This window comes from Faecalimonas sp., assembly GCA_029264305.1.
Taxonomy (GTDB): Bacteria; Bacillota; Clostridia; order Lachnospirales; family Lachnospiraceae; genus Faecalimonas.
This window is the reverse complement of sequence record JARICA010000017.1, coordinates 41706-63051: the sequence shown is the minus strand read 5'-3', so window position 1 is coordinate 63051 and position 21346 is coordinate 41706. Positions and strand designations below refer to the sequence as shown.

The window sequence follows — 21346 nt, the reverse complement described above, 5'->3', positions numbered from 1 at the left end:
GAGGTATCGGCCATGAGAGAATTTATTATAGCAACGGACAGTACAGTCGATTTACAAAAGGCATTTTTGGAGGAAAATGATGTACTAACTATTTCTTTATCTTATATTATGGATGGGATTACTTATAAAGATTTGGAAGGACTGTCACATGAAGAATTTTTTGAAAAATTAAAAAATGGTTCGCTTCCAACTACTTCTCAGATTAATCCGGAAGAAGCGAGAAAAGCGCTGGAACCTGTTTTGCAAGAGGAAAAAGATATTTTATATATTGGATTTTCATCAGGACTGAGTGGGAGTTATAATAGCGTAAGGATGGCTGCGGAAGACTTGAGTGAGGAGTATCCAGAGTCAAAAATTATTGTTATAGATAGTTTGTGTGCGTCTATGGGGGAAGGATTATTACTTTATAAAGCATTGCAGTTAAAAGAACAGAAGAAAAGTCTTGAGGAAATTGCAAAGTGGATAGAAGAGAACAAGTTGCATATTTGTCATAATGTTACAGTGGATGATTTGAATCACCTACATCGAGGGGGGAGGATTTCTAAGACAACGGCAATTTTAGGGACAATGGTTAAAATTAAACCGATTATTCATATGGATAATGAAGGAAAATTAGTTGTTATTGGGAAAGAACGAGGAAGAAAGAAATCTTTGATTACCCTTTTAGATAGAATGGAAAGCCAAATGCAAGGATATGAAAATGATGTAGTTATGATTACTCATGGAAATTGTATTGAAGATGCAAAATATTTGGAAGAACAGATAAAGAACCGTTTTGGTATCAAAAAGATTATTATTAATGGAATTGGTTCTGTAATCGGAAGTCACACAGGTGCAGGAGTTGTAGCAGTATTTTTTATGGGAAATGAAAGATAGGAATAAAAAAGCCTTTCTGTTATGAGACAGAGAGGCTTTTCTTTATGATTTATAATACAATAATTCCTAAGGTGTTTAAAATAGAACTAATTAGAATTGCAACAAGACATACTGGAGCAATCCATTTAATCATAATAGAGTATAATTTTTCACCTTTAAATTTTGGATTTCCTATTTTGACTTCATTAGAAATTGTTTTAGGTTTGATAATAAATCCAACAAAAATACAAGTGAAAAATGCAAGGATAGGCATTAATACATTGTTGCTAATAAAATCAAAAGTGTCTAAAATAGATAATCCGATGAATTTAATGTGCGTCCATGGACCAAATCCAAGTGAGGATGGGATACCCATAAGAAGCGTAATAATAGTAACAAGACCACAGGTGAATTTTCTCTTCCAATGGAACTTGTCTCTGAAAATAGATACAATCGTTTCCATTAAAGAAATTGCTGATGTTAAGGCTGCGAAAAATACAAGTAAGAAAAACAATGTTCCAATAATGTTTCCAATAGGCATACTATTAAACATTTTTGGTAGAGTAACAAACATAAGTCCAGGTCCTTGATTAAGACTTTCAGCAGTTCCACCAGAGAATGCAAACACACCAGGAATAATCATAAGCCCTGAAAGGAATGCGATTCCTGTATCAAAGATTTCGATTTGTCTTACAGAAGATTCTAAATTGCTATCTTTCTTTAAATAAGATCCATAGGTTATCATAATACCCATGGAAAGCGACATAGAATAAAAAAGTTGTCCCATGGCAGCAAGGATTGTCTTAATAGAAAAATTTTCTAAACTTGGTTTTAAGTAGTAGATTAATCCGTCTAGAGCTCCGTCTACAGTTAATCCATAAAAAGCGATACCTACGGAAAGAATAACAAGAATAGGCATCATAAATTTACTGACAGTTTCAATTCCTTTTTGTACGCCAAATAAAACAACGATAGCTGTAAAAGCAATGAAAAGAAAAAACCAACCAATAGGTTCTACAGTGGAAGAAATAAAACTGTTAAAATAAGTGTCGGCAGCAGCTTTTGAACTTTGACCAGAAACAAACACAGAAAAATACTTAAGTACCCATCCACCAATTACACTATAATAAGGAAAGATAATAATTGGAATGATTGCAGAAAGTATGCCTAGAAATCCAAAACGGTGATCTAGTTTTTTGAAAGCACCAATTGCACTTAAGCCAGTTTTACGCCCGATTGCAATTTCTGTTATCATTAAAGTGAATCCAAAAGTAACAGCAAGAATTAGATATACAAATAAAAAACTTCCTCCCCCATATTGAGCTGCAAGATATGGAAAACGCCAAATGTTACCAAGACCTACTGCTGAACCAGCTGCTGCTAGTACAAATCCGATTTTGCTTGAAAAATTGCTACGTTGTGACATAATAAAAACCTCCTATTCCTTTAAGATTGTTTATGATTATTACATAAGAAAAGTATAAAATCAATAGAAAAATAAAAAAGAAAAAAATTGTTGACAGTACGTTGAAAGTGTGGTAGATTAATAGAAGCGGAAAGCAAAAAATAAAGTAGAGTGTCCACTCTCACCTTAGCACGAGGTAGTGACTAATGGTTTGATATTGAGCATAAATATATCATTTTCCTTGAAAAAAGGTGTATTATGTAAAATTTTAAGTGGATAGTTTGTGCTATTCATTTTTTTGCGTTCAAAAGGATTTATATTTATGATGGAGGTGCAAGACAATTAGCGATTTAATGATTAACGAACAAATCAGAGATAAAGAGGTACGTCTGATAGGAGAAGATGGAGAACAATTAGGAATTATGTCTTCAAGAGAGGCAATGAAACTTGCGCAGGAAGCAGATTTGGATTTAGTTAAAATTGCTCCAACAGCAAAACCACCAGTTTGTAAAATTATCGATTATGGTAAATACAGATATGAGATGGCAAGAAAAGAAAAAGAAGCAAAGAAAAAACAGAAAACTGTTGATGTGAAAGAGGTACGTCTGTCACCAAATATTGAATCAAATGATTTGAATACAAAGGTAAATAACGCAAAGAAATTTATCGAAAAAGGTAATAAAGTAAAAGTAACATTACGTTTTAGAGGAAGAGAAATGGCACATGTTCAGACGAGCAAACATATCTTAGATGATTTTGCAGACATGCTGAAAGATGTTGCTTCTGTTGAAAAACAACCTAAATTAGAAGGAAGAAGCATGAGTATGGTTTTAACGGAAAAACGTTAAACATAAAATAAAATATGGGTTAAAATCCACAGTAAACATTAAGGAGGAAGTTTATTATGCCAAAAATTAAAACAAATAGAGCTGCTGCAAAGCGCTTCAAAAAAACAGCAACAGGGAAATTAAAAAGAAATAAAGCTTATAAAAGCCATATCTTAACTAAGAAATCTACAAAGAGAAAAAGAAATCTTAGACAGGCAACAATCACAGATGCCAGCAACGTAAAGAATATGAAGAAAGTATTACCATATCTATAAGATTTAGATAAGATTGAAGGAGGACTAAGAAATGGCAAGAATTAAAGGCGGAATGAACGCTAAGAAGAAACATAACAGAACATTAAAACTAGCTAAAGGTTATAGAGGAGCTAGAAGTAAACAATATAGAGTAGCAAAACAGTCTGTAATGAGAGCTTTAACATCTTCATACGCAGGTAGAAAACAACGCAAACGTCAGATGAGACAATTGTGGATTGCTCGTATTAATGCTGCAGCAAGAATGAATGGTTTATCATACAGCAAATTTATGTATGGATTAAAAGTTGCTGGAGTAGAAATGAACAGAAAAATTTTAGCAGATATGGCTATCAATGATGCAGCTGGATTTGCAACATTAGCAGAAGTAGCTAAAAAAGCAAACTAATTAAACTATAAAAACTATTCAGTCTTATGGATTTTCCTTGACTGAATAGTTTTTGAAAAAAGTTAAAAAAATTGTTGACAAAGAGATATAAATATAGTATTATATTTCTCGAAGCGAAAATCATATAAAGTGTGCAGGAGTGTCGGAATTGGCAGACGAGCAAGACTAAGGATCTTGTAAGCAATGCGCTTGTGTGGGTTCAAGTCCCATCTCCTGCAGGTAAAATAGGAACATAGTAATATGTTCCTATTTTTATATATGGATAAAGTTTGAAGTGGAAACTTGTTTTATCCAATAGGAAGGAAAAGAAAGAGCACTTTCTGTTTCTAGATAAAGAAGACATTGAAGATAAAATAGTATTTCCCATTCTAACAATGACATAGAAAAATTTTTTGCAATACACATAAATTTTTGCAAGAGTAAAAGAATATCTTGATTTATGTATTTTATTTTTTGAGAAATGTCTAAAGAAATTGGCGCATTAAATACATTTTTATTACTGATGTCTAGTATTTTAGAAATTAATGTTTTATATTTTTTTTCGAATTCTGAAAAGGAAGTACTGTCAGTTGTAGAAACTAGTGGAGAAATCTGTTTGAGAAGTATCTGCCCTAAAAATAAATGGAGTTCAATAGATTTTGTTGTATAGCATTCGCGTTCTGTCATAAAAACCTCTTAGTGGTATTGTTATACATAGTATATGCAATAAGATAAAAAAAGTTAGTTAAAAAAATTGCCGAAAAAAAGGAAATAGAGTGATAGCACAGAATATTTATAATAAGATACCCGAAAATATTTTAATAGAAAGTTAGGGATGTTTATGACAATTCGTGAACAATTGGAATTGAGGGAAGTAGAATATTTAAGTCCATTTGCTGCATTAAGTAGTAAGACAAGAGGAAGAGAAAGAGAAGAAGAACAATGTGATGTTAGACCAGTGTTTCAACGAGATAGAGATAGAATTTTGCATTGCAAGGCGTTTCGCAGAATGAAACAGAAAACACAAGTGTTTCTTCAACCTAAGGGAGATCACTATCGGACTAGACTAACCCATACTTTAGAAGTTTCACAAAATGCTAGAACAATTGCAAAAGCGTTGCGATTGAACGAAGATTTGGTAGAAGCAATTGCGTTAGGGCATGATTTGGGACACACTCCATTTGGACATGCCGGTGAAAGAGCGCTTAATGAAGTGTGTCCGAAGGGTTTCAAACATAATGAACAAAGCGTTCGCATTGTAGAGTGTTTGGAAAAACAGGGACAAGGACTTAATTTGACGTGGGAAGTGCGTGACGGTATTTTGAATCATAAAACGAGCGGAAAACCGTCCACATTAGAAGGACAAATTGTGCGACTTTCGGATAAGATCGCGTATATTAACCATGATATTGATGATGCTATTCGAGGAGGCGTATTAAGGCAAGAAGATATTCCGAAAGAATATTTGGAGATATTGGGAGAAACAACAGGAATGCGATTAAACACGATGGTTCACAATGTGATTATCAATAGCATGGATAAACCATATATTACTATGTCAAAAGAAATCGAAAAAGCAACCGTTGGATTGAGAAAATTTATGTTTGAACACGTTTATCTGAATCCAGCAGCGAAGAGTGAGGAAACAAAAGCGGTAGAGATGATTAAAAATTTGTACCAGTATTACATTAATCATATGGATAAGTTACCAGAAAAATATTTGCAAAGAATTGAAGAAGGGACAAGTACAAAAGAACAAAATGTGTGTGATTTTATTGCTGGGATGACAGATTCCTATGCAGTCAAAAAGTTCCAAGAGTTTTTTATACCAGAATCATGGAAAAATTAAAAGGAAATAAGAGCCTTTTGTCGAATATACAACTATAGGGACATAAATTATAATGGGATTTATATACAGGAGGTATTTCATGTACTATTCAGAGGATTTAATAGAAGAAGTGAGAATAAGAAATGATATTGTAGATGTTATTTCTGGGTATGTAAAACTTCAGAAAAAGGGAAGTTCATATTTTGGATTATGCCCTTTCCACAATGAAAAATCTCCATCATTTTCTGTGAGTAGAGAAAAACAGATGTACTATTGTTTTGGATGTGGAGCAGGAGGCAATGTATTTACATTTATTATGGAATACGAGAATTATTCATTTGTGGAGGCGTTGAAGTTTTTAGCTGAGAGAGCTGGAATTGAGTTGCCGGAAGTGGAATATTCAAAAGAGGCGAAGGAAAAAGCAGATTTAAAATTAACTATTTTAGAAATAAATAAATTAGCGGCCAAATATTTTTATGCACAATTAAAGACTCCAGGTGGTGCAATTGCCTATGACTATTTGAAAAATAGAGGGTTAAGTGAAGAGACAATAGTAGCATTTGGTTTGGGCTATGCAAACAAATATAGTGATGATTTGTATCGTTACTTAAAAACAAAAGGCTATGGAGATGAACTTCTTACGAAAGCTGGAATTGTAAATGTAGATGAAAGCAAAGGTGCATATGATAAATTTTGGAATAGAGTTATGTTTCCAATTATGGATGTAAATAATCGCGTGATTGGTTTTGGTGGAAGAGTTATGGGAGATGGAAAACCAAAATATCTTAATTCACCGGAAACAGTTGTATTTGACAAGAGTCGTAATTTATATGGACTGAATAGGGCTAGAGTATCAAGAAAACCATATTTTCTTATATGCGAAGGATACATGGATGTGATTTCTTTACATCAAGCAGGATTTACAAATGCAGTTGCATCACTTGGAACTGCTCTTACAGCTGGACATGCTTCGTTATTAAAAAGATATGTGAATGAAGTTTATCTTACTTATGATAGTGATGAAGCGGGAACGAAAGCAGCACTTCGGGCTATTCCAATTTTAAAAGATGCTGGAATTACTGCAAAAGTTATTCGAATGGATCCGTATAAAGATCCAGATGAGTTTATTAAAAATCTTGGTGCAGAGGCTTTTGAAGATAGAATTGCAAAAGCGAGAAATGGATTTATGTTTGATTTGGAGATGTTAGAAAAAAAATTTGATATGAATTCACCGGAAGGGAAAACAGAATTTCATCGAGAAGTTGCGAGAAAACTTTGTGATTTTGAAGAAGAAATAGAAAGAGAAAATTATATCGAAGCTGTTGCGAAAGCATATCATATTGGATATGATAATTTGAGAAAATTAGTTGCTAAAACAGCAGTTCAATCAGGTTTGGCAACACCTGCTATCAAACCTAAACAGGCAATTGGAAAAGATAAAATGAGAAAAGATGGAAACAAACAGTCTCAAAAGATTTTATTGACATGGCTTCTAGAAGATGAGAAAATTTTTAAGCAGATTCAAAAATATATTTCGCCTAAAGATTTTACAGAGAAGCTTTATACAATTGTAGCTGAGATTTTATATGAACAATACGAAAATGGAGAAGTAAATCCTGCGAAGATAATGAATCATTTTACAGATGAAGAAGAGCATAGAGAAGTTGCGTCATTGTTTCATACAAAAATCAAAGAATTGACTACAACAAAAGAGCAAGAAAAAGCGTTGAAAGAAACTATTATTCGAGTTAAAAACAACAGTATTGAATATGCTACAAAAATGCTTGATCCAACAGATATTGTTGGATTACAAAAATTGATGAATGCAAAGAGAGAACTACAAGACTTGCATAAGTTGCATATTTCTATTGATTAAGGATAAAATAAAAGCAGATGAGAGGATTGATACAAGATGGAAGAAAATATTGTGAAATTTGAAGAAAAATTGAAAGAACTATTAGCACTTGGAAAAAAGAAAAAAAATATTTTAGAGATACAAGAAATCAATGAAATTTTTGCGGATATGGAACTAGAACCAGAGCAAATGGAGAAAGTTTTTGAATATTTGGAAGGACAAAATATAGATGTGCTTCGCATTAACGGAGATGTTGATGACGATGATGATTTAGAGGTTGTTATTACAGATGAAGATGAAGTTGATGTGGAAAAGATTGATTTGTCTGTCCCAGATGGTATCAGTATCGAAGATCCTGTTCGTATGTATTTAAAAGAAATTGGCAAGGTTCCTCTTTTAAGTGCAGAAGAAGAAATTGAATTGGCGAAACGTATGGCAGAAGGAGATGAAGAAGCGAAAAAGCGTCTTGCAGAGGCGAACTTACGTCTTGTTGTTAGTATTGCAAAGCGTTATGTGGGAAGAGGTATGCTTTTCCTTGATTTGATTCAAGAAGGGAATTTAGGATTGATTAAAGCTGTGGAAAAATTTGATTATGAAAAAGGCTTTAAGTTTAGCACATATGCAACATGGTGGATTCGTCAGGCAATCACAAGAGCTATTGCAGATCAAGCAAGAACAATCCGTATTCCGGTGCATATGGTTGAGACAATTAATAAATTAATCCGTGTATCAAGACAGTTACTACAGGAATTAGGAAGAGAACCTTCGCCAGAAGAAATTGCAGAAGAATTAGATATGCCAGTAGAAAGAGTAAGAGAGATTTTGAAAATTTCTCAAGAACCAGTATCTTTAGAGACACCTATAGGGGAAGAGGAAGATAGCCATTTGGGAGACTTTATTCAAGATGACAATGTTCCTGTTCCTGCAGAAGCGGCTGCAGCTACATTGTTAAAAGAACAATTAGGAGAAGTTTTAAATACATTGACAGATAGAGAACAAAAAGTATTACGACTTCGTTTTGGGATGAATGATGGAAGAGCAAGAACTTTAGAAGAAGTAGGAAAAGAATTTGATGTTACAAGAGAGAGAATTAGACAAATTGAAGCGAAGGCACTAAGAAAATTGCGTCATCCTAGTAGAAGCCGTAAATTAAGAGATTACTTAGATTAGGAGATGTCATGGAATTATCAGTGAGATTGCAAGCAGTTGCGAATATGGTGACAGTAGGAAATAGGGTTGTTGATGTTGGAACTGATCATGCATATATACCTATTTATTTAATTGAGGATGGGAAAAATCCGTCTGCAATTGCTATGGATGTGAATAGAGGTCCTCTTGAAAAGGCAAAAGAAAATATTGCACTTCATGGATTAGAAGATAAAATAGAAACAAGATTGTCTGATGGGCTTAAACAATTATGTTCTGGTGAAGGAGAAAGTGTAGTTATTGCTGGAATGGGTGGTGGTCTTGTAATAAAAATTATGAAAGAGGGATCTTTACATAAAGGAGAAATCAAAGAGTGGATTTTGCAGCCACAGTCAGAGATAGGAAAAGTTAGACAATATTTGACTGAAGAGGGATATTTTATTGCTGAAGAAAATATAGTTATTGATGAAGGTAAATTTTATCCAATGATGCGTGTGGTAAAAGGAAAACATGAGGAATATACTCAAGAAGAATTAGATTATGGAAAACGGTTGCTTGAACAAAAAAATCCTATATTAGAGAAGTTTCTAAAAAAAGAAGTTTTAATAAAGGAAGAAATTCGCAACAAATTGCAACATACAGATAGGAATAGAGTCGCAAATAGGATTGAAGAAATAGACAAAGAAATACAAAGGATATATAAGATTTTACGTGCTTTTTAAGAAAGGGAAAAAGATGCTTTGCAAAGATATTGTGAAAAGATTAGAAGAATTATATTCGTCTGATAGAGCGCTTGAGTGGGATAATGTAGGACTTCTTGTAGGGCGTAAAGAAAAAGAAGTGAAAAGAATTTATGTTGCTCTTGATTTAACAGAAGAAATATTAGTTAAAGCAATAGAGGAACAAGCAGATATGATTGTTACACATCATCCAATGATTTTTTCTCCACTTCGTAAAATTACAGATGAGGATTTCGTTGGGCGTCGTGTAGTAAAATTATTACAGCATGATATTGCTTATTTTGCAATGCACACCAATTATGATGTAATGCGTATGGCGGATTTATCAGCAGATATTTTGAATCTCAACTGTCAAGAAGTGTTAGAAAGAACTTCGGTGCAAGAAGATTTGGGAATAGGAAAAATAGGAATATGTGAAAAAGAAATGACTTTAAAACAGTGTGTGGAATTAGTGAAAGATAAATTTCATTTAGATGCTGTACAAGTTTTTGGGAAAGAAGATAAGCATATTCAGAAAATAGCAGTTTGTGCAGGCTCGGGAAAAAGTGTGATTTCTGTTGCTATAGAGAAAGGGGCAGATGTTCTAATTACTGGAGATATAGGTCATCATGAAGGAGTAGATGCTGTTGAGAGAAATCTAGCAATTATTGATGCGGGACATTATGGATTAGAACATATTTTTATAAGAGATGTATCAGACACTCTCATAAGAATATTTCCCGAACTTTGTGTGAAAAGTGCGGAGATTGTATTTCCGTCTAGGATCTATTAGAGTATTTAAATTAAAAGTTTCTAAATCATATAGAAAAGAGGGAGTATTATGGGCAAAAAAATGTACAAAATACAAATAGGAAATGAGATTAAACTTTATGAGGAAGGAACGACATACAAAAAGATAGCAGAAGAATATCAAGAGCAATATAAGAATGATATCGTACTTGTATTTGCTGATGGGAAATTACAGGAATTATTAAAAGAATGTAAACAAGACTGTAAGTTAGAATTTATTACAACAGATAGTAAGATTGGAAATGAAACTTATAGAAGAAGTATGTGCTTGTTGCTAGTAAAAGCTATTGAAGATGTGGCAAAAAAAGAAAATGTAAAAAAGATACGCATTCAATATTCTGTTAGTAAAGGTTACTATTGTACGGTGGAGGGAAATGTAAAAGTTACAGAAGCATTTTTACAACAGGTTGAAAAATGTATGATAGAAATGGTGAATAAAAAAGCACCTATTATCAAAAAAACAGTTCATATTGATGATGCTATTTCTATTTTTAAACAACAGGGAATGTACGACAAAGAACGATTGTTTCAATATAGAAGAGTTTCGGCAGTGAATCTATATGAGATGGAAGGTATATCAGATTATTATTATGGATATATGGTTCCAGATGCATCTTATCTAAAGTATTTTGCTTTATATCTATATGATGAAGGATTTGTGTTACAAATGCCTGTTAAGGAAGAGCCAAAATTAGTTCCTCCTTTTAAACCACAGAAAAAACTATTTCAAATTTTAAAGGAATCGACTCAATGGGGAGATATGATGCATATTGAAACGGTTGCTGATCTGAACGAGCAAATTACTAGTCAGGGAATGCAGAAAGTTATTCTTGTACAGGAAGCTTATCAGGAAAGAAAAGTTGCAGAGTTAGCAATGCAAATAGCACAAAGACCAAGTGTAAAATTTGTTCTTATTGCAGGACCATCTTCATCAGGGAAAACAACGTTTTCACACAGACTTTCTATTCAGTTGCAGGCACTTGGATTAAGACCACATCCAATAGCAGTAGACAATTATTTTGTAAATAGAGAATTCACTCCAAAAGATGAAAATGGAGATTATGATTTTGAATGTTTGGAGGCTATTGACAGAGAATTATTTAATTATCAATTAAAGGAATTGCTTGAAGGAAAAGAAGTCCAAATCCCTACTTTTAATTTTAAAACAGGGCAGCGAGAATATATTGCACCGCCAACTAAGCTTGGAAAAGAAGATATACTTGTCATTGAAGGTATTCATTGTTTGAATGATGCACTTACGTATAAACTTGCAGCTGAGAATAAATTCAAAATTTATATTAGTGCATTGACACAGTTAAATGTTGATGAACATAATCGTATTCCTACGACAGAAGGAAGATTATTAAGACGTATGGTACGAGATGCTAGAACTCGAGGAACATCGGCACAAAATACAATAGCAATGTGGCATTCGGTGAGAAGAGGAGAAGAAAAAAATATTTTCCCATTTCAAGAAGAAGCAGATGCGATGTTTAATTCTGCGTTAATTTATGAATTGGCTGTGCTAAAACAATATGCAGAACCAATTTTGTTTGGAATAGATAAAGAGTGCAAAGAATATGTAGAGGCAAAACGCTTATTGAAGTTTTTAGATTATTTTGTAGGTATTAATGCGGAAAATGTACCGAAAAACTCTCTTTTGCGAGAGTTCATCGGTGGCGGATGTTTTCAAATTTAAGTAAATAGTCTAGACATGTCAGGTGGAAGAGGGGCAGTAAACGTAAGAGATTCTTTTGTAAGTGGATGCATAAAGGTTAGTCGATAAGAATGAAGTGCTTGACGATTGATAAAAGTATAGTCTGGATTATATAAGAAATCTCCTAAAAGCGCATGTCCTATATATTTCATATGAACACGTATTTGATGGGTACGCCCTGTTTCTAGTTTTAAAGAAACAAGGGAGTATCCATTTTCTTTTTTTAAACATTTATAGCATGTTCGTGCAAAATCACCATCTACAAAATTAACTTCTCGTTCTATTGTTGAAGACTGAACACGAGCAATAGGAGCCTCAATTATTCCTTCATCATTTACGTTTCCATCAGCAATAGCAAGATATTCACGATGAATGGAACGATTTTTAACCATATTAGACAAAAGAGATGCGCTATACATATGTTTTGCTATAATAAGAAGCCCTGTAGTATCTCTGTCTAAGCGGTTTATGCAACGATAGACAAATGGAACACCTTTTTGGTTAAAGTAGTGTGCCACAGCATTCGCCAAGGTATTTTCATAATTGTTTTGTGACGGATGGATAGGCATGTTGGCTGGTTTATTAATGACCATTAAATCATCATCCTCGTAAACAATATTCAATGGGAGAGGGACAGGGACAATATGTTGAGAAGAACAAGTTTCTAGTAATGTTATAGTGAGAAGATCATCTTCATGAAGAATATCGCCAACTCGTGCCCAATTTCCGTTTAGTAATATTCCGTTTTCAGTTTGTTTTAAATGTCTAATAATCGGGGAAGAATAATACTCTGCCTTCAAAAAGGAAAGCAGAGTGTTGTGTTCAAATTCCGCCGGTATTTTGTAAGTAAATATACGTTTCATAAATACCTCTCATTAGAATTAGTGTGATTTGATTTCACGCCATAATTCATTATAAATGGAATCGTTTTTATTTCCTAAAAATTTAAAAGTTTCACAGCGATCCAGTTCTGTTGCGTTAGGAAAAGCGATTTTGCTATTTCGAATAGCAGGATCTTTGATTAATTTTTGACTTTCAACGTTTGGAGTAGAATAAGTAATGTAATCAAAATTCATTTTTGCAATATCTGGACGACAAAGGAAATTAATAAATTTTTCACCGTTTTCTTTATGTTTTGCATTTTTGGGAATCACCCAAGAGTCAATCCAAACATTTGAACCTTCTTTTGGAATGACATATTCCAAGTCAGGATTTTCAAGTTGCGTATAAATTGCTTCTCCAGAGTAAATAACACCGATAGCAGCTTCGTTCCCAATCATTTTATCTCTAACTTGATCAATAACATATGCTTGTACTAACGGTTTTTGTTCGATAAGTAATTCTTTTGCTTTTTCTAGTTCATCTAAATCGGTAGAGTTTAGTGAGTAACCTAAATATTTTAAAGCTGCAGCAAAAGCATCGCGAACACTATCTTGCATTAAAATATTATCTTTATATTTTTTGTCCCATAATACAGACCAACTGTCAATTGGCTTATCTACCATTTTTTTGTTGTAAAGAATACCGATAGTCCCCCAACAATATGGAACAGAGTATTTGTTTTCTGCATCAAATTGTTTTGATTGTTTCATATACTGTGAACCAATATTTTTAATATTTGGAATATTATCAAAGTTTAATTCAGCAAGTAAATCATTTTCAATCATACGTTGAATCATATAGTCAGATGGGCAGACAACATCATAAGCAATGGCTCCAGATTGAATTTTTGGATACATGATTTCGTTTGTTTCAAATTCTTCATAAACAACATTAATTCCAGTTTCTTTTTCAAATAAAGTAATTACTTTAGGATCAATATATTCTCCCCAATTATAGACAATTACTTGATTATCTCCATTTAAATTTTTCTTAGAATTATAGAAAATTCCACCAGCAATAACAACAATAGCCATTCCTATTGGAACAATGCGCCGAAGGACAAAGTGAGAAATACGAGTGAGTTTGTTTACTTCTTTTGATTTTGTTTCTCCGTTCTTTGAGGCAGGAGAAAGGTTAATTAAAATTAATAAAATCAATACGGAAACAAATAGGAGGGTAGAAAGCGCATACATTTCTGGTTTTATTCCTTTACGCACTTCACTATAAATTTTTGTGGAAAGTGTATCTACACCAGGTCCTTTTGTAAAGTGAGTAATAACGAAATCATCTAATGACATTGTAAATGCTAACAAAAATCCTGAAAATACTCCTGGCAAAATATCAGGAAATACAACTTTAAAGAAAGCGTAAATTGGTGATGCACCTAAATCTAATGCTGCTTCATAAGTACTTCGCTTTGTTTGTTTTAATTTTGGCATAACGCTTAAAATAACATACGGAATGTTAAAGGTGATATGCGCTATTAAAATAGTTATAAATCCAAGTGAAAATTGGATTCCAATAAATTTTAATGAAGTACCTATTGCAATAAATAGAAGCATTAAAGAAATACCAGTAACAATATCTGCGTTTAGCATGGGAATATTCGTGATTCCCATTAAGAGTGTTCGTGGTTTTCGTTTCATACTTTGTATGCCTAGAGCAGCAGCGGTACCTATAATTGTTGCAATGAAAGCGGATAAAAGTGCAATAATTAAAGTTGTATAGAGAGCATTCATGATTTGTTCATTTTGGAAAAGAGAAATATACCATTTTCCAGTAAATCCGCCCCATTTTGCTCGTGTTTTTGAATTATTGAAAGAAAGTACGACAAGTGTAACAATTGGAGCATATAGTAAAAAAATGATCAGTGATAAATAAATATTTTGTAATAGTTTTTTCATTAAAATGCTGTCCCCTCTCCATCTTTATCATATTTTGCAATTAATGCCATACTTGCAATAATGAATATCATTAGAACAAGTGAGAGTCCAGAGCCTACATTCCAATTACTACTTTGTTTAAATTCTTGTTCTATAACATTTCCAATAAGAAGAATTTTACTACCACCAAGTAAGTCAGAAATAACAAAGGTTGTAAGGGATGGAACGAATACCATAGTAATCCCACTTATGATTCCAGGTATAGTTAAAGGAAAAATAATTTTTGTAAACGTTTGTGTATTGTTTGCTCCTAAATCTCTAGCAGCGGAAATAACATCTTTATCAATTTTTACAATAACATTGTAAATAGGTAATACCATAAATGGTAGAAAGTTGTATACCATACCAAGTATAATAGCAGATGGCGTATTAATCATAGATTGTGTAGGTAAATGGAAGAAAGAAAGGATGCTATTGATAACTCCATTCTTTTCCAAAAGCGTTTGCCATGCAAGTGTACGAAGTAAAAAATTCATCCACATTGGTAAAATAAACACTAATACAACAAAACTTGTCTGATTCATACTTTTTGAAGCAAGGATCATTGCCAAAGGATATGCCAAGACAAGACAAATAAGCGTACTAACAAAAGAAAGCAAAAGAGCAAGTCCAAGTGCTTTCAGATTTTCAGGTGTTGTGATTTTAGCGATATTTGATAAAGTGAATTGATTTTTGCTGTTTGTCAATCCATAATACAAAATCATAAAAAGTGGAATGATGATGAAAGAGATAGACCAAAATAAGTATGGCCCTGCTAATAATTTTTTCTTATTCTTCAATAATAACAGCCTCCTCATCTTCAGATTCAGGTTTTTTCATGATCTGAATATCAAATGGATCTACTTTAATACCAACTTCTGTTCCAACAGGGAATAAATCTGTGCTATGTACAAGCCATTTGTAATTGTTTGCAGTTACTTCCATTTCATAGTGAACCCCTTTAAAAATTAAGTGAGTAACAATTCCTTGCATAATTCCATCTTCTACGTTTACTAAGTCGATATCTTCTGGGCGAATCACAGCATCTACTGGTTTGTTTCTGCCGAATCCTGTATCAACACAAGGAAAATTTACGCCAAGAATTTTTACGAGCTTATCTTCGACCATGATTGCAGGCAAAATATTACTATCACCAATGAAGTCTGCAACAAAAGCATTTTCAGGTTCATTGTAAATATCTTCAGGAGTACCGATTTGTTGAATATATCCTTGATTCATAACAACAATGGTATCAGACATGGTAAGCGCTTCTTCCTGATCATGTGTAACGTAAACAAATGTAATTCCCAATTCATTTTTTAATCGGATTAATTCGTACTGCATATCTTGACGAAGTTTTAAATCTAAAGCACCAAGAGGTTCATCAAGAAGAAGAACTTTTGGTTCATTTACAATAGCTCTAGCAATAGCAATACGCTGTTGCTGTCCACCACTTAAAGAATCTGGAGTCCGATTTTCGTATCCATCAAGATTTACAAGTTTCAAGGCATATTTGATTTTGTCATTAATATATGCTTTTGATTTTCCTTTGATTTTAAGACCGAAGGCGATATTTTCTGCAATACTCATATGAGAAAAAAGAGCATATTTTTGAAAAACGGTATTTAATTGACGTTTATTCGGAGCAAGATTTGTAATATCGTTGCCCTCGAAAATAATTTTTCCTTCATTTGCGGTTTCAAATCCACCTAAAATACGAAGCAATGTTGTTTTTCCACAACCACTTGGCCCAAGTAAAGTTAAAAATTTATTTTCATTTATATATAAATTTAAGTCATCTAAGACAAGATTGTCTCCATAAGATTTGGAAATGTTTATCATATCAATTAATTTCTTTGCCATGATATCCTCCTTGATAATAGTGATTAAAAATTTGGCGGTGTGCTTACCCAAATAAGTTTTGCACCGCTTTTTTGATTTGCTTTTATATAATGTTCTGAATGAGGAGTAAAATAAAATGCTTCTCCCTTTTTTGCGTGATAAACTTTTTTCCCCATATGAATTTGTATACTTCCTTGAAGGACATAACCAAATTCTTCACCTTCATGGGGAAGATCGGGGTAAGTAGAACCGCCTGGTTTTAGTGTAAGACGGATGGGTTCCATCATATTCTTTTGTGCGTTTGGAATAATCCATTCGATTGTGTTTTCTAACTCTGTATCTATTTTTTTGAAATAATCTTCATTTCCAAATACAATTTGTTCATCTGATTCCTCTTGAAAGAAGTCTTTCAAACTGGTTCCGAGACACTGAAGAATATCGACTAGAGTAGAAATAGAAGGGGAAGTTAAATCCCGTTCTATTTGGGAAATAAATCCTTTTGAAAGTTCGGCACGATCAGCGAGTTCTTCTTGTGTTAAATTTTTTGCTATTCTTAATTCTTTTAATTTCTGACCAATTTGCATAAATCTCCTTTCCATCTGGTTGATAGTTGGCTTTAACTAAACAAAAAGTTTAGTATTTCTTAACAAAGCGCGCATAATCTATTATACAGAAAAATATAAAAAAATCAACAAAAAAAGAGTTGGAAATAAAAGAAATTAAGATATGTATAATAGAAAAATGAAAGGGTTGAGTCCGATACAATATCGAATTCAATCATCCTTTCATCTTACAAATAAAATTTCATTTTTGTGGAACTTTTAAAGTTTTACTTCTCGTAAAACCGAATAATATTTTCTAAGCGTGAAGACATATTTAATAGTATCAAATCAATTAAGGTTAATGCTGTCATCGCTTCCACTACAACGACAGCTCGAGGAACGATAATGGGATCGTGTCTTCCGGTAATGGAAAGAATAGTATTTTCGCCAGTGGATGTAACAGTATTTTGCGGTTGAGCGATAGAAGGAGTTGGTTTAAAAGCAGTTCGAAAAATCAAATCATTTCCATCGCTTATACCACCTAAAATCCCACCAGAGTGGTTTGTTTTTTTACAAATCGTTCCACTTTTGCTGTAAAATGCATCGTTGTTTTTACTTCCTAATGTGGAGGAAACGGAGAAACCATCACCAACCTCCATTCCTTTTACAGCTCCTATAGAAAACATTGCCTGAGCAAGACAAGCATCTAATTTATAAAAAACAGGTTCGCCAATTCCAGAAGGAAGATTTTTAACTTGACATTCAATTATACCTCCGGCGGAATCGCAGTTTGACATACATTCATTTAAAAATGTAGAGGCTTTATTTGCGTATGTAAGATTAGGCATATAGAGAATGTTTTCCTCTATCTCCGAAAAATGGTATTCAGAAGATGGAATTTCATAAGGACCGATAGATTTTGTATAGGTTAAAACAGTTATTCCTAATTCTTTTAATAGTTTTAAAGCGATAGCACCACCAGCAACACGTCCTATTGTTTCCCTTCCAGAAGAACGTCCACCGCCTCTATAATCACGAAATCCATATTTGGCATCAAATGTATAATCTGCATGACCTGGACGGTAACAAGAACTAATATTACTATAATCTTTCGAATGTTGATCTTCGTTGCGAACAAGAAGAGAAATTGGTGTTCCAGTAGTTTTTCCTTCAAAAACACCGGATAAAATTTCCACAGTATCGTTTTCGTTTCGCTTCGTAGTATATTTGTTTTGTCCAGGTTTGCGTCGGTTTAGAAATTTTTGAATATCCTTTTCAGAAAGGGAAAGACCAGCAGGGCAGCCATCAACGACAACGCCGATTCCTTTACCGTGGGACTCTCCCCATGTAGTTATTTTGAAAATAGTTCCATATGTTGAACCAGCCATAGTGAACCTCCTTTGTACAATTATTACATAACTATTATAAGATATGCTTAAATATCACGCAATTATTAATTTTTAAAGATTCCTATATACATTTAGTATTCAACGTATTATAATAAAATAAGTAGTCAAAGCAATAGTTTTGGAAAATATTGGCTTTGGCTATTGATTTGTTTGAAAAAGATAAAAGGGAGAAGTATTCGATGAGTGATATGAAGAAAAACAAAAAAAATGTATCATCTCAAAAAGATACAAGACAAAAAAAATTACTTGCAGAATTAGAATCTTTGGAGGTAGAAGATTTATCCGGATTCGGTTTGAAAAAACAAAACGAGCAGAGAAAAAAGGAAGATGAATTGGTTTTTTTGTATGATGATGATGAGAAAAATCCAAACTATCATCCGCAAAAGAAAAGCAGAAAATCTAAAGAAGGAAAGAAATGGATAATTATTTCCGCATCTGTGGTAGGTGTGCTACTTGTTGTCTATTTGGGGATTGCATTCTATTTCAATAGTCATTTTTATTTGTCAACAATCATAAATGGAAATAAACTAGGTGGGAAAAATGTTGCATATGCTGAGAAATCTATTGAACAACAAATTGCCGGTTATGAATTGAAGTTAAAGAGAAGTGATGGACAGATAGAAAAAATTCAAGGGAAAGAAATTACACTTAAATACCAACCAAGTAATGAATTGGAAAAAGTATTACATTCTCAAAATCCATTTTTATGGCCAAAATCTCTTTTCCAAAAAGATATAAGAACAATTGAAACGGGAGTTGTATATGATAAGCAAAAATTAAGTGAAAAGATTAATCAGTTGAAATGTGTGAAAAATTCAACTCCAGTAAAATCAGTTTCTGCAACACCAGTATTTAGTGGGAAAGAATTTACAATTAAAAAAGAAATATTTGGAAATGAAGTGAACGTACAAAAGTTGACAAAAGTAATCGAAGAGCATTTAGACGGATTGAAAAAAGAAATAGATATGAAGGCGAGCAAAGCATATTATGAACCAAAATATGTGTCGGGGTCAAAAGAGGTTATTTCTGCACAAGAAACAATGAATAAATGCTTAAATGCAGAAATCGTTTATGATTTTAATCCGTTTACAGAGAAAGTAGATAAAGAAAATATCTCACAATGGTTGTCTGTAGATGAAAATATGCAAGTGTCTTTCAAAGAAAATAGTGTGAAGGAATATATTAAAAAATTGTCAATTAAATATGATACTTCTGGTAAGCCACGTTCATTTGTTACTGCAACTGGAAAAACGACAGAAGTAAAGAATGGAATATATGGTTGGAAAATCAATCAAAGTGCAGAATATACTAAATTAACAGAAGATATTTTGAATGGAAAACCTGTAAAACGAGAACCAGAATATAAGAGAAAAGCAGTATCTCATCAAGGAAATGATTTTGGTAATACGTATGCGGAAGTAGATTTGACTACACAACATATGTGGTTTTTTCAAAATGGAAAAATGATGATGGAGAGTCCGGTTGTAACGGGAAGACCAAGTTCAGGCCATTCGACTCCACAGGGAACGTACACGGTTACTTATGTGCAGAAAGGTGCAGTTCTAAAAGGAAAGATCTTGCCAAATGGGAAGAGAGAGTATGAAACACCAGTAGATTTTTGGATGCCGTTTAATGGTGGAATTGGTTTCCATGATGCTGTATGGCAAAGTTCGTTTGGTGGAAATAGATATTTAACACATGGTTCACATGGTTGTATAAATATGCCTAAAGATAAGGCACAGCAGTTATTTGGATATTTAAAAGCGGGAATTCCAGTTATTTGCCATTACTAAGAGGAGAGGATAGAAAGTATATGTATAAAGTCATTAAGAAAGATGGTCTTGCGAAAAGAGGAAGGCTAGAAACAGTGCACGGTGTAATTGAAACTCCCGTGTTTATGAACGTCGGAACAGCAGCAGCCATTAAAGGGGCTGTATCTACAGAAGATTTACAAGGAATAAAAACACAGGTTGAGTTATCTAATACATATCATCTTCATGTACGTCCAGGAGATGAGGTGGTAAAAAAATTAGGTGGTCTTCACAAATTCATGGTGTGGGACAAGCCGATTTTAACAGATTCAGGTGGATTTCAGGTATTTTCTTTATCTGGTTTAAGAAAAATCAAAGAAGAAGGAGTTTACTTTCAATCGCATATTGATGGGAAGAAAATTTTTATGGGACCAGAAGAAAGTATGCAGATTCAGTCAAACTTAGCATCTACAATTGCAATGGCATTTGATGAATGTCCATCAAGTGTTGCTAGTAGACAATATATTGAAAATTCAGTGGCAAGAACAACGAGATGGCTTGAACGTTGTAAAGCAGAGATGAATCGTTTAAATCAATTGCCAGATACAATTAATAAAAGTCAATTATTATTTGGAATTAATCAAGGGGCAATTTATGAAGATATTCGAATTGAACATGCAAAACGTATTTCAGAATTAGATTTGGATGGCTATGCATTAGGTGGATTGGCAGTAGGTGAGTCTCATGAAGATATGTACAGAATTCTTGATGCGACAGTTCCGTATTTGCCAGAAAATAAACCAACATATTTGATGGGAGTAGGAACACCGGCAAATATTTTAGAAGCAGTTGATCGTGGAGTTGACTTTTTTGATTGTGTATATCCAAGTAGAAATGGAAGACATGGTCATGTGTATACAAATCATGGAAAATTAAATTTATTTAATGCAAAATATGAATTAGATGACAAACCAATTGAAGAGGGCTGTCAGTGTCCTGCGTGTAGGAAATATAGTAGGGCTTACATTAGACATTTGTTGAAAGCAAAAGAAATGTTGGGGATGCGTCTTTGCGTTCTTCATAATTTGTATTTTTATAACACAATGATGGAAGAAATTCGTGAAGCGATTGAAAATGGTAGATATAAAGAATATAAGAAGCAAAAATTAGATAGCATGTCGGGTAAATAGATATAAA

The 21346-nt window shown here is 33.1% G+C and carries 20 protein-coding genes and 1 tRNA gene; 13 read left to right on the top strand and 8 right to left on the bottom strand.

Going from position 1 to position 21346, the window contains the following annotated elements; all coding sequences use genetic code 11:
• Positions 1-12: 12 nt before the first annotated feature.
• A complete protein-coding gene (locus tag ACY2U7_RS04835) occupies positions 13-876 on the top strand; it encodes a DegV family protein (protein WP_461815970.1) in 864 nt (287 codons plus the stop codon).
• Positions 877-925: 49 nt separating this feature from the next.
• Here ACY2U7_RS04835 and ACY2U7_RS04830 read toward each other — a convergent pair whose 3' ends face one another.
• Positions 926-2281 (bottom strand): sodium-dependent transporter, encoded by a 1356-nt coding sequence (locus ACY2U7_RS04830; RefSeq protein ID WP_461811839.1) that lies wholly within the window; start codon positions 2279-2281, stop codon positions 926-928.
• Positions 2282-2613: 332 nt separating this feature from the next.
• Between ACY2U7_RS04830 and infC the strand changes: the two genes are divergently transcribed.
• The 4 genes from infC (at position 2614) to ACY2U7_RS04810 (ending at position 3965) form a co-directional block, all read left to right on the top strand.
• Positions 2614-3108, top strand: coding sequence for a translation initiation factor IF-3 (gene infC / locus ACY2U7_RS04825; protein WP_461811504.1), 495 nt, complete (start codon positions 2614-2616; stop codon positions 3106-3108).
• 56 nt (positions 3109-3164) lie between these two features.
• Positions 3165-3362: a 50S ribosomal protein L35 gene (gene rpmI / locus ACY2U7_RS04820; protein WP_009460876.1), complete on the top strand. Its 198-nt coding sequence runs from the start codon at positions 3165-3167 to the stop codon at positions 3360-3362.
• A gap of 31 nt (positions 3363-3393) precedes the next feature.
• The gene (gene rplT / locus ACY2U7_RS04815; RefSeq protein WP_461811838.1) at positions 3394-3747 is read left to right on the top strand and encodes a 50S ribosomal protein L20; all 354 of its coding nucleotides are present in this window, start codon (positions 3394-3396) and stop codon (positions 3745-3747) included.
• A 133-nt stretch (positions 3748-3880) separates the two neighbouring features.
• Positions 3881-3965 (top strand) — tRNA-Leu (locus tag ACY2U7_RS04810).
• A gap of 34 nt (positions 3966-3999) precedes the next feature.
• Here the strand turns inward: ACY2U7_RS04810 and ACY2U7_RS04805 are convergent.
• Complete coding sequence (locus tag ACY2U7_RS04805; protein ID WP_461811837.1) at positions 4000-4413, bottom strand: hypothetical protein; 414 nt, start codon at positions 4411-4413, stop codon at positions 4000-4002.
• A gap of 154 nt (positions 4414-4567) precedes the next feature.
• Here ACY2U7_RS04805 and ACY2U7_RS04800 point away from each other — a divergent pair, with 154 nt between their 5' ends.
• The 6 genes from ACY2U7_RS04800 to ACY2U7_RS04775 all read left to right on the top strand — a co-directional run bounded on the left by ACY2U7_RS04800 (position 4568) and on the right by ACY2U7_RS04775 (position 11783).
• Positions 4568-5575 (top strand): deoxyguanosinetriphosphate triphosphohydrolase, encoded by a 1008-nt coding sequence (locus ACY2U7_RS04800; RefSeq protein WP_461811850.1) that lies wholly within the window; start codon positions 4568-4570, stop codon positions 5573-5575.
• Positions 5576-5654: 79 nt separating this feature from the next.
• Positions 5655-7430, top strand: a complete 1776-nt coding sequence (dnaG, locus tag ACY2U7_RS04795; RefSeq protein ID WP_461811836.1) for a DNA primase — start codon at positions 5655-5657, stop codon at positions 7428-7430.
• 36 nt (positions 7431-7466) lie between these two features.
• The gene (gene rpoD, locus ACY2U7_RS04790) at positions 7467-8579 is read left to right on the top strand and encodes an RNA polymerase sigma factor RpoD (RefSeq protein WP_461811070.1); all 1113 of its coding nucleotides are present in this window, start codon (positions 7467-7469) and stop codon (positions 8577-8579) included.
• An 8-nt stretch (positions 8580-8587) separates the two neighbouring features.
• Positions 8588-9277 carry a tRNA (adenine(22)-N(1))-methyltransferase gene (locus tag ACY2U7_RS04785; protein ID WP_461815969.1) on the top strand — a complete coding sequence of 230 codons (690 nt, stop codon included), beginning with the start codon at positions 8588-8590 and terminating at the stop codon, positions 9275-9277.
• 13 nt (positions 9278-9290) lie between these two features.
• Positions 9291-10067 (top strand): Nif3-like dinuclear metal center hexameric protein, encoded by a 777-nt coding sequence (locus ACY2U7_RS04780; protein ID WP_461811834.1) that lies wholly within the window; start codon positions 9291-9293, stop codon positions 10065-10067.
• A 48-nt stretch (positions 10068-10115) separates the two neighbouring features.
• Positions 10116-11783 (top strand): uridine kinase family protein, encoded by a 1668-nt coding sequence (locus ACY2U7_RS04775; protein WP_461811833.1) that lies wholly within the window; start codon positions 10116-10118, stop codon positions 11781-11783.
• Here ACY2U7_RS04775 and ACY2U7_RS04770 read toward each other — a convergent pair.
• The 6 genes from ACY2U7_RS04770 to aroC all read right to left on the bottom strand — a co-directional run bounded on the left by ACY2U7_RS04770 (position 11780) and on the right by aroC (position 18377).
• Entirely contained in the window at positions 11780-12664 is an 885-nt protein-coding gene (locus ACY2U7_RS04770) for an RluA family pseudouridine synthase (RefSeq protein WP_461811832.1), read from the bottom strand. The genes ACY2U7_RS04775 and ACY2U7_RS04770 overlap by 4 nt on opposite strands.
• Before the next feature lie 18 nt (positions 12665-12682).
• Entirely contained in the window at positions 12683-14587 is a 1905-nt protein-coding gene (locus tag ACY2U7_RS04765) for an extracellular solute-binding protein (protein ID WP_461815968.1), read from the bottom strand.
• Entirely contained in the window at positions 14587-15423 is an 837-nt protein-coding gene (locus ACY2U7_RS04760) for an ABC transporter permease (protein ID WP_461811830.1), read from the bottom strand. The genes ACY2U7_RS04765 and ACY2U7_RS04760 overlap by 1 nt, the downstream gene beginning before the upstream one ends.
• The gene (locus ACY2U7_RS04755; RefSeq protein ID WP_461811829.1) at positions 15395-16468 is read right to left on the bottom strand and encodes an ABC transporter ATP-binding protein; all 1074 of its coding nucleotides are present in this window, start codon (positions 16466-16468) and stop codon (positions 15395-15397) included. The genes ACY2U7_RS04760 and ACY2U7_RS04755 overlap by 29 nt, the downstream gene beginning before the upstream one ends.
• A gap of 23 nt (positions 16469-16491) precedes the next feature.
• The gene (locus ACY2U7_RS04750; protein ID WP_461811828.1) at positions 16492-17031 is read right to left on the bottom strand and encodes a helix-turn-helix domain-containing protein; all 540 of its coding nucleotides are present in this window, start codon (positions 17029-17031) and stop codon (positions 16492-16494) included.
• A gap of 245 nt (positions 17032-17276) precedes the next feature.
• Positions 17277-18377, bottom strand: coding sequence for a chorismate synthase (aroC, locus tag ACY2U7_RS04745; protein ID WP_461811827.1), 1101 nt, complete (start codon positions 18375-18377; stop codon positions 17277-17279).
• Positions 18378-18577: 200 nt separating this feature from the next.
• On the opposite strand from aroC, the gene ACY2U7_RS04740 reads away from it, so the two are divergent.
• Positions 18578-20191: a L,D-transpeptidase family protein gene (locus ACY2U7_RS04740; protein WP_461815967.1), complete on the top strand. Its 1614-nt coding sequence runs from the start codon at positions 18578-18580 to the stop codon at positions 20189-20191.
• A 20-nt stretch (positions 20192-20211) separates the two neighbouring features.
• Complete coding sequence (gene tgt, locus ACY2U7_RS04735) at positions 20212-21339, top strand: tRNA guanosine(34) transglycosylase Tgt (protein WP_461811825.1); 1128 nt, start codon at positions 20212-20214, stop codon at positions 21337-21339.
• Positions 21340-21346 lie beyond the last annotated feature (7 nt).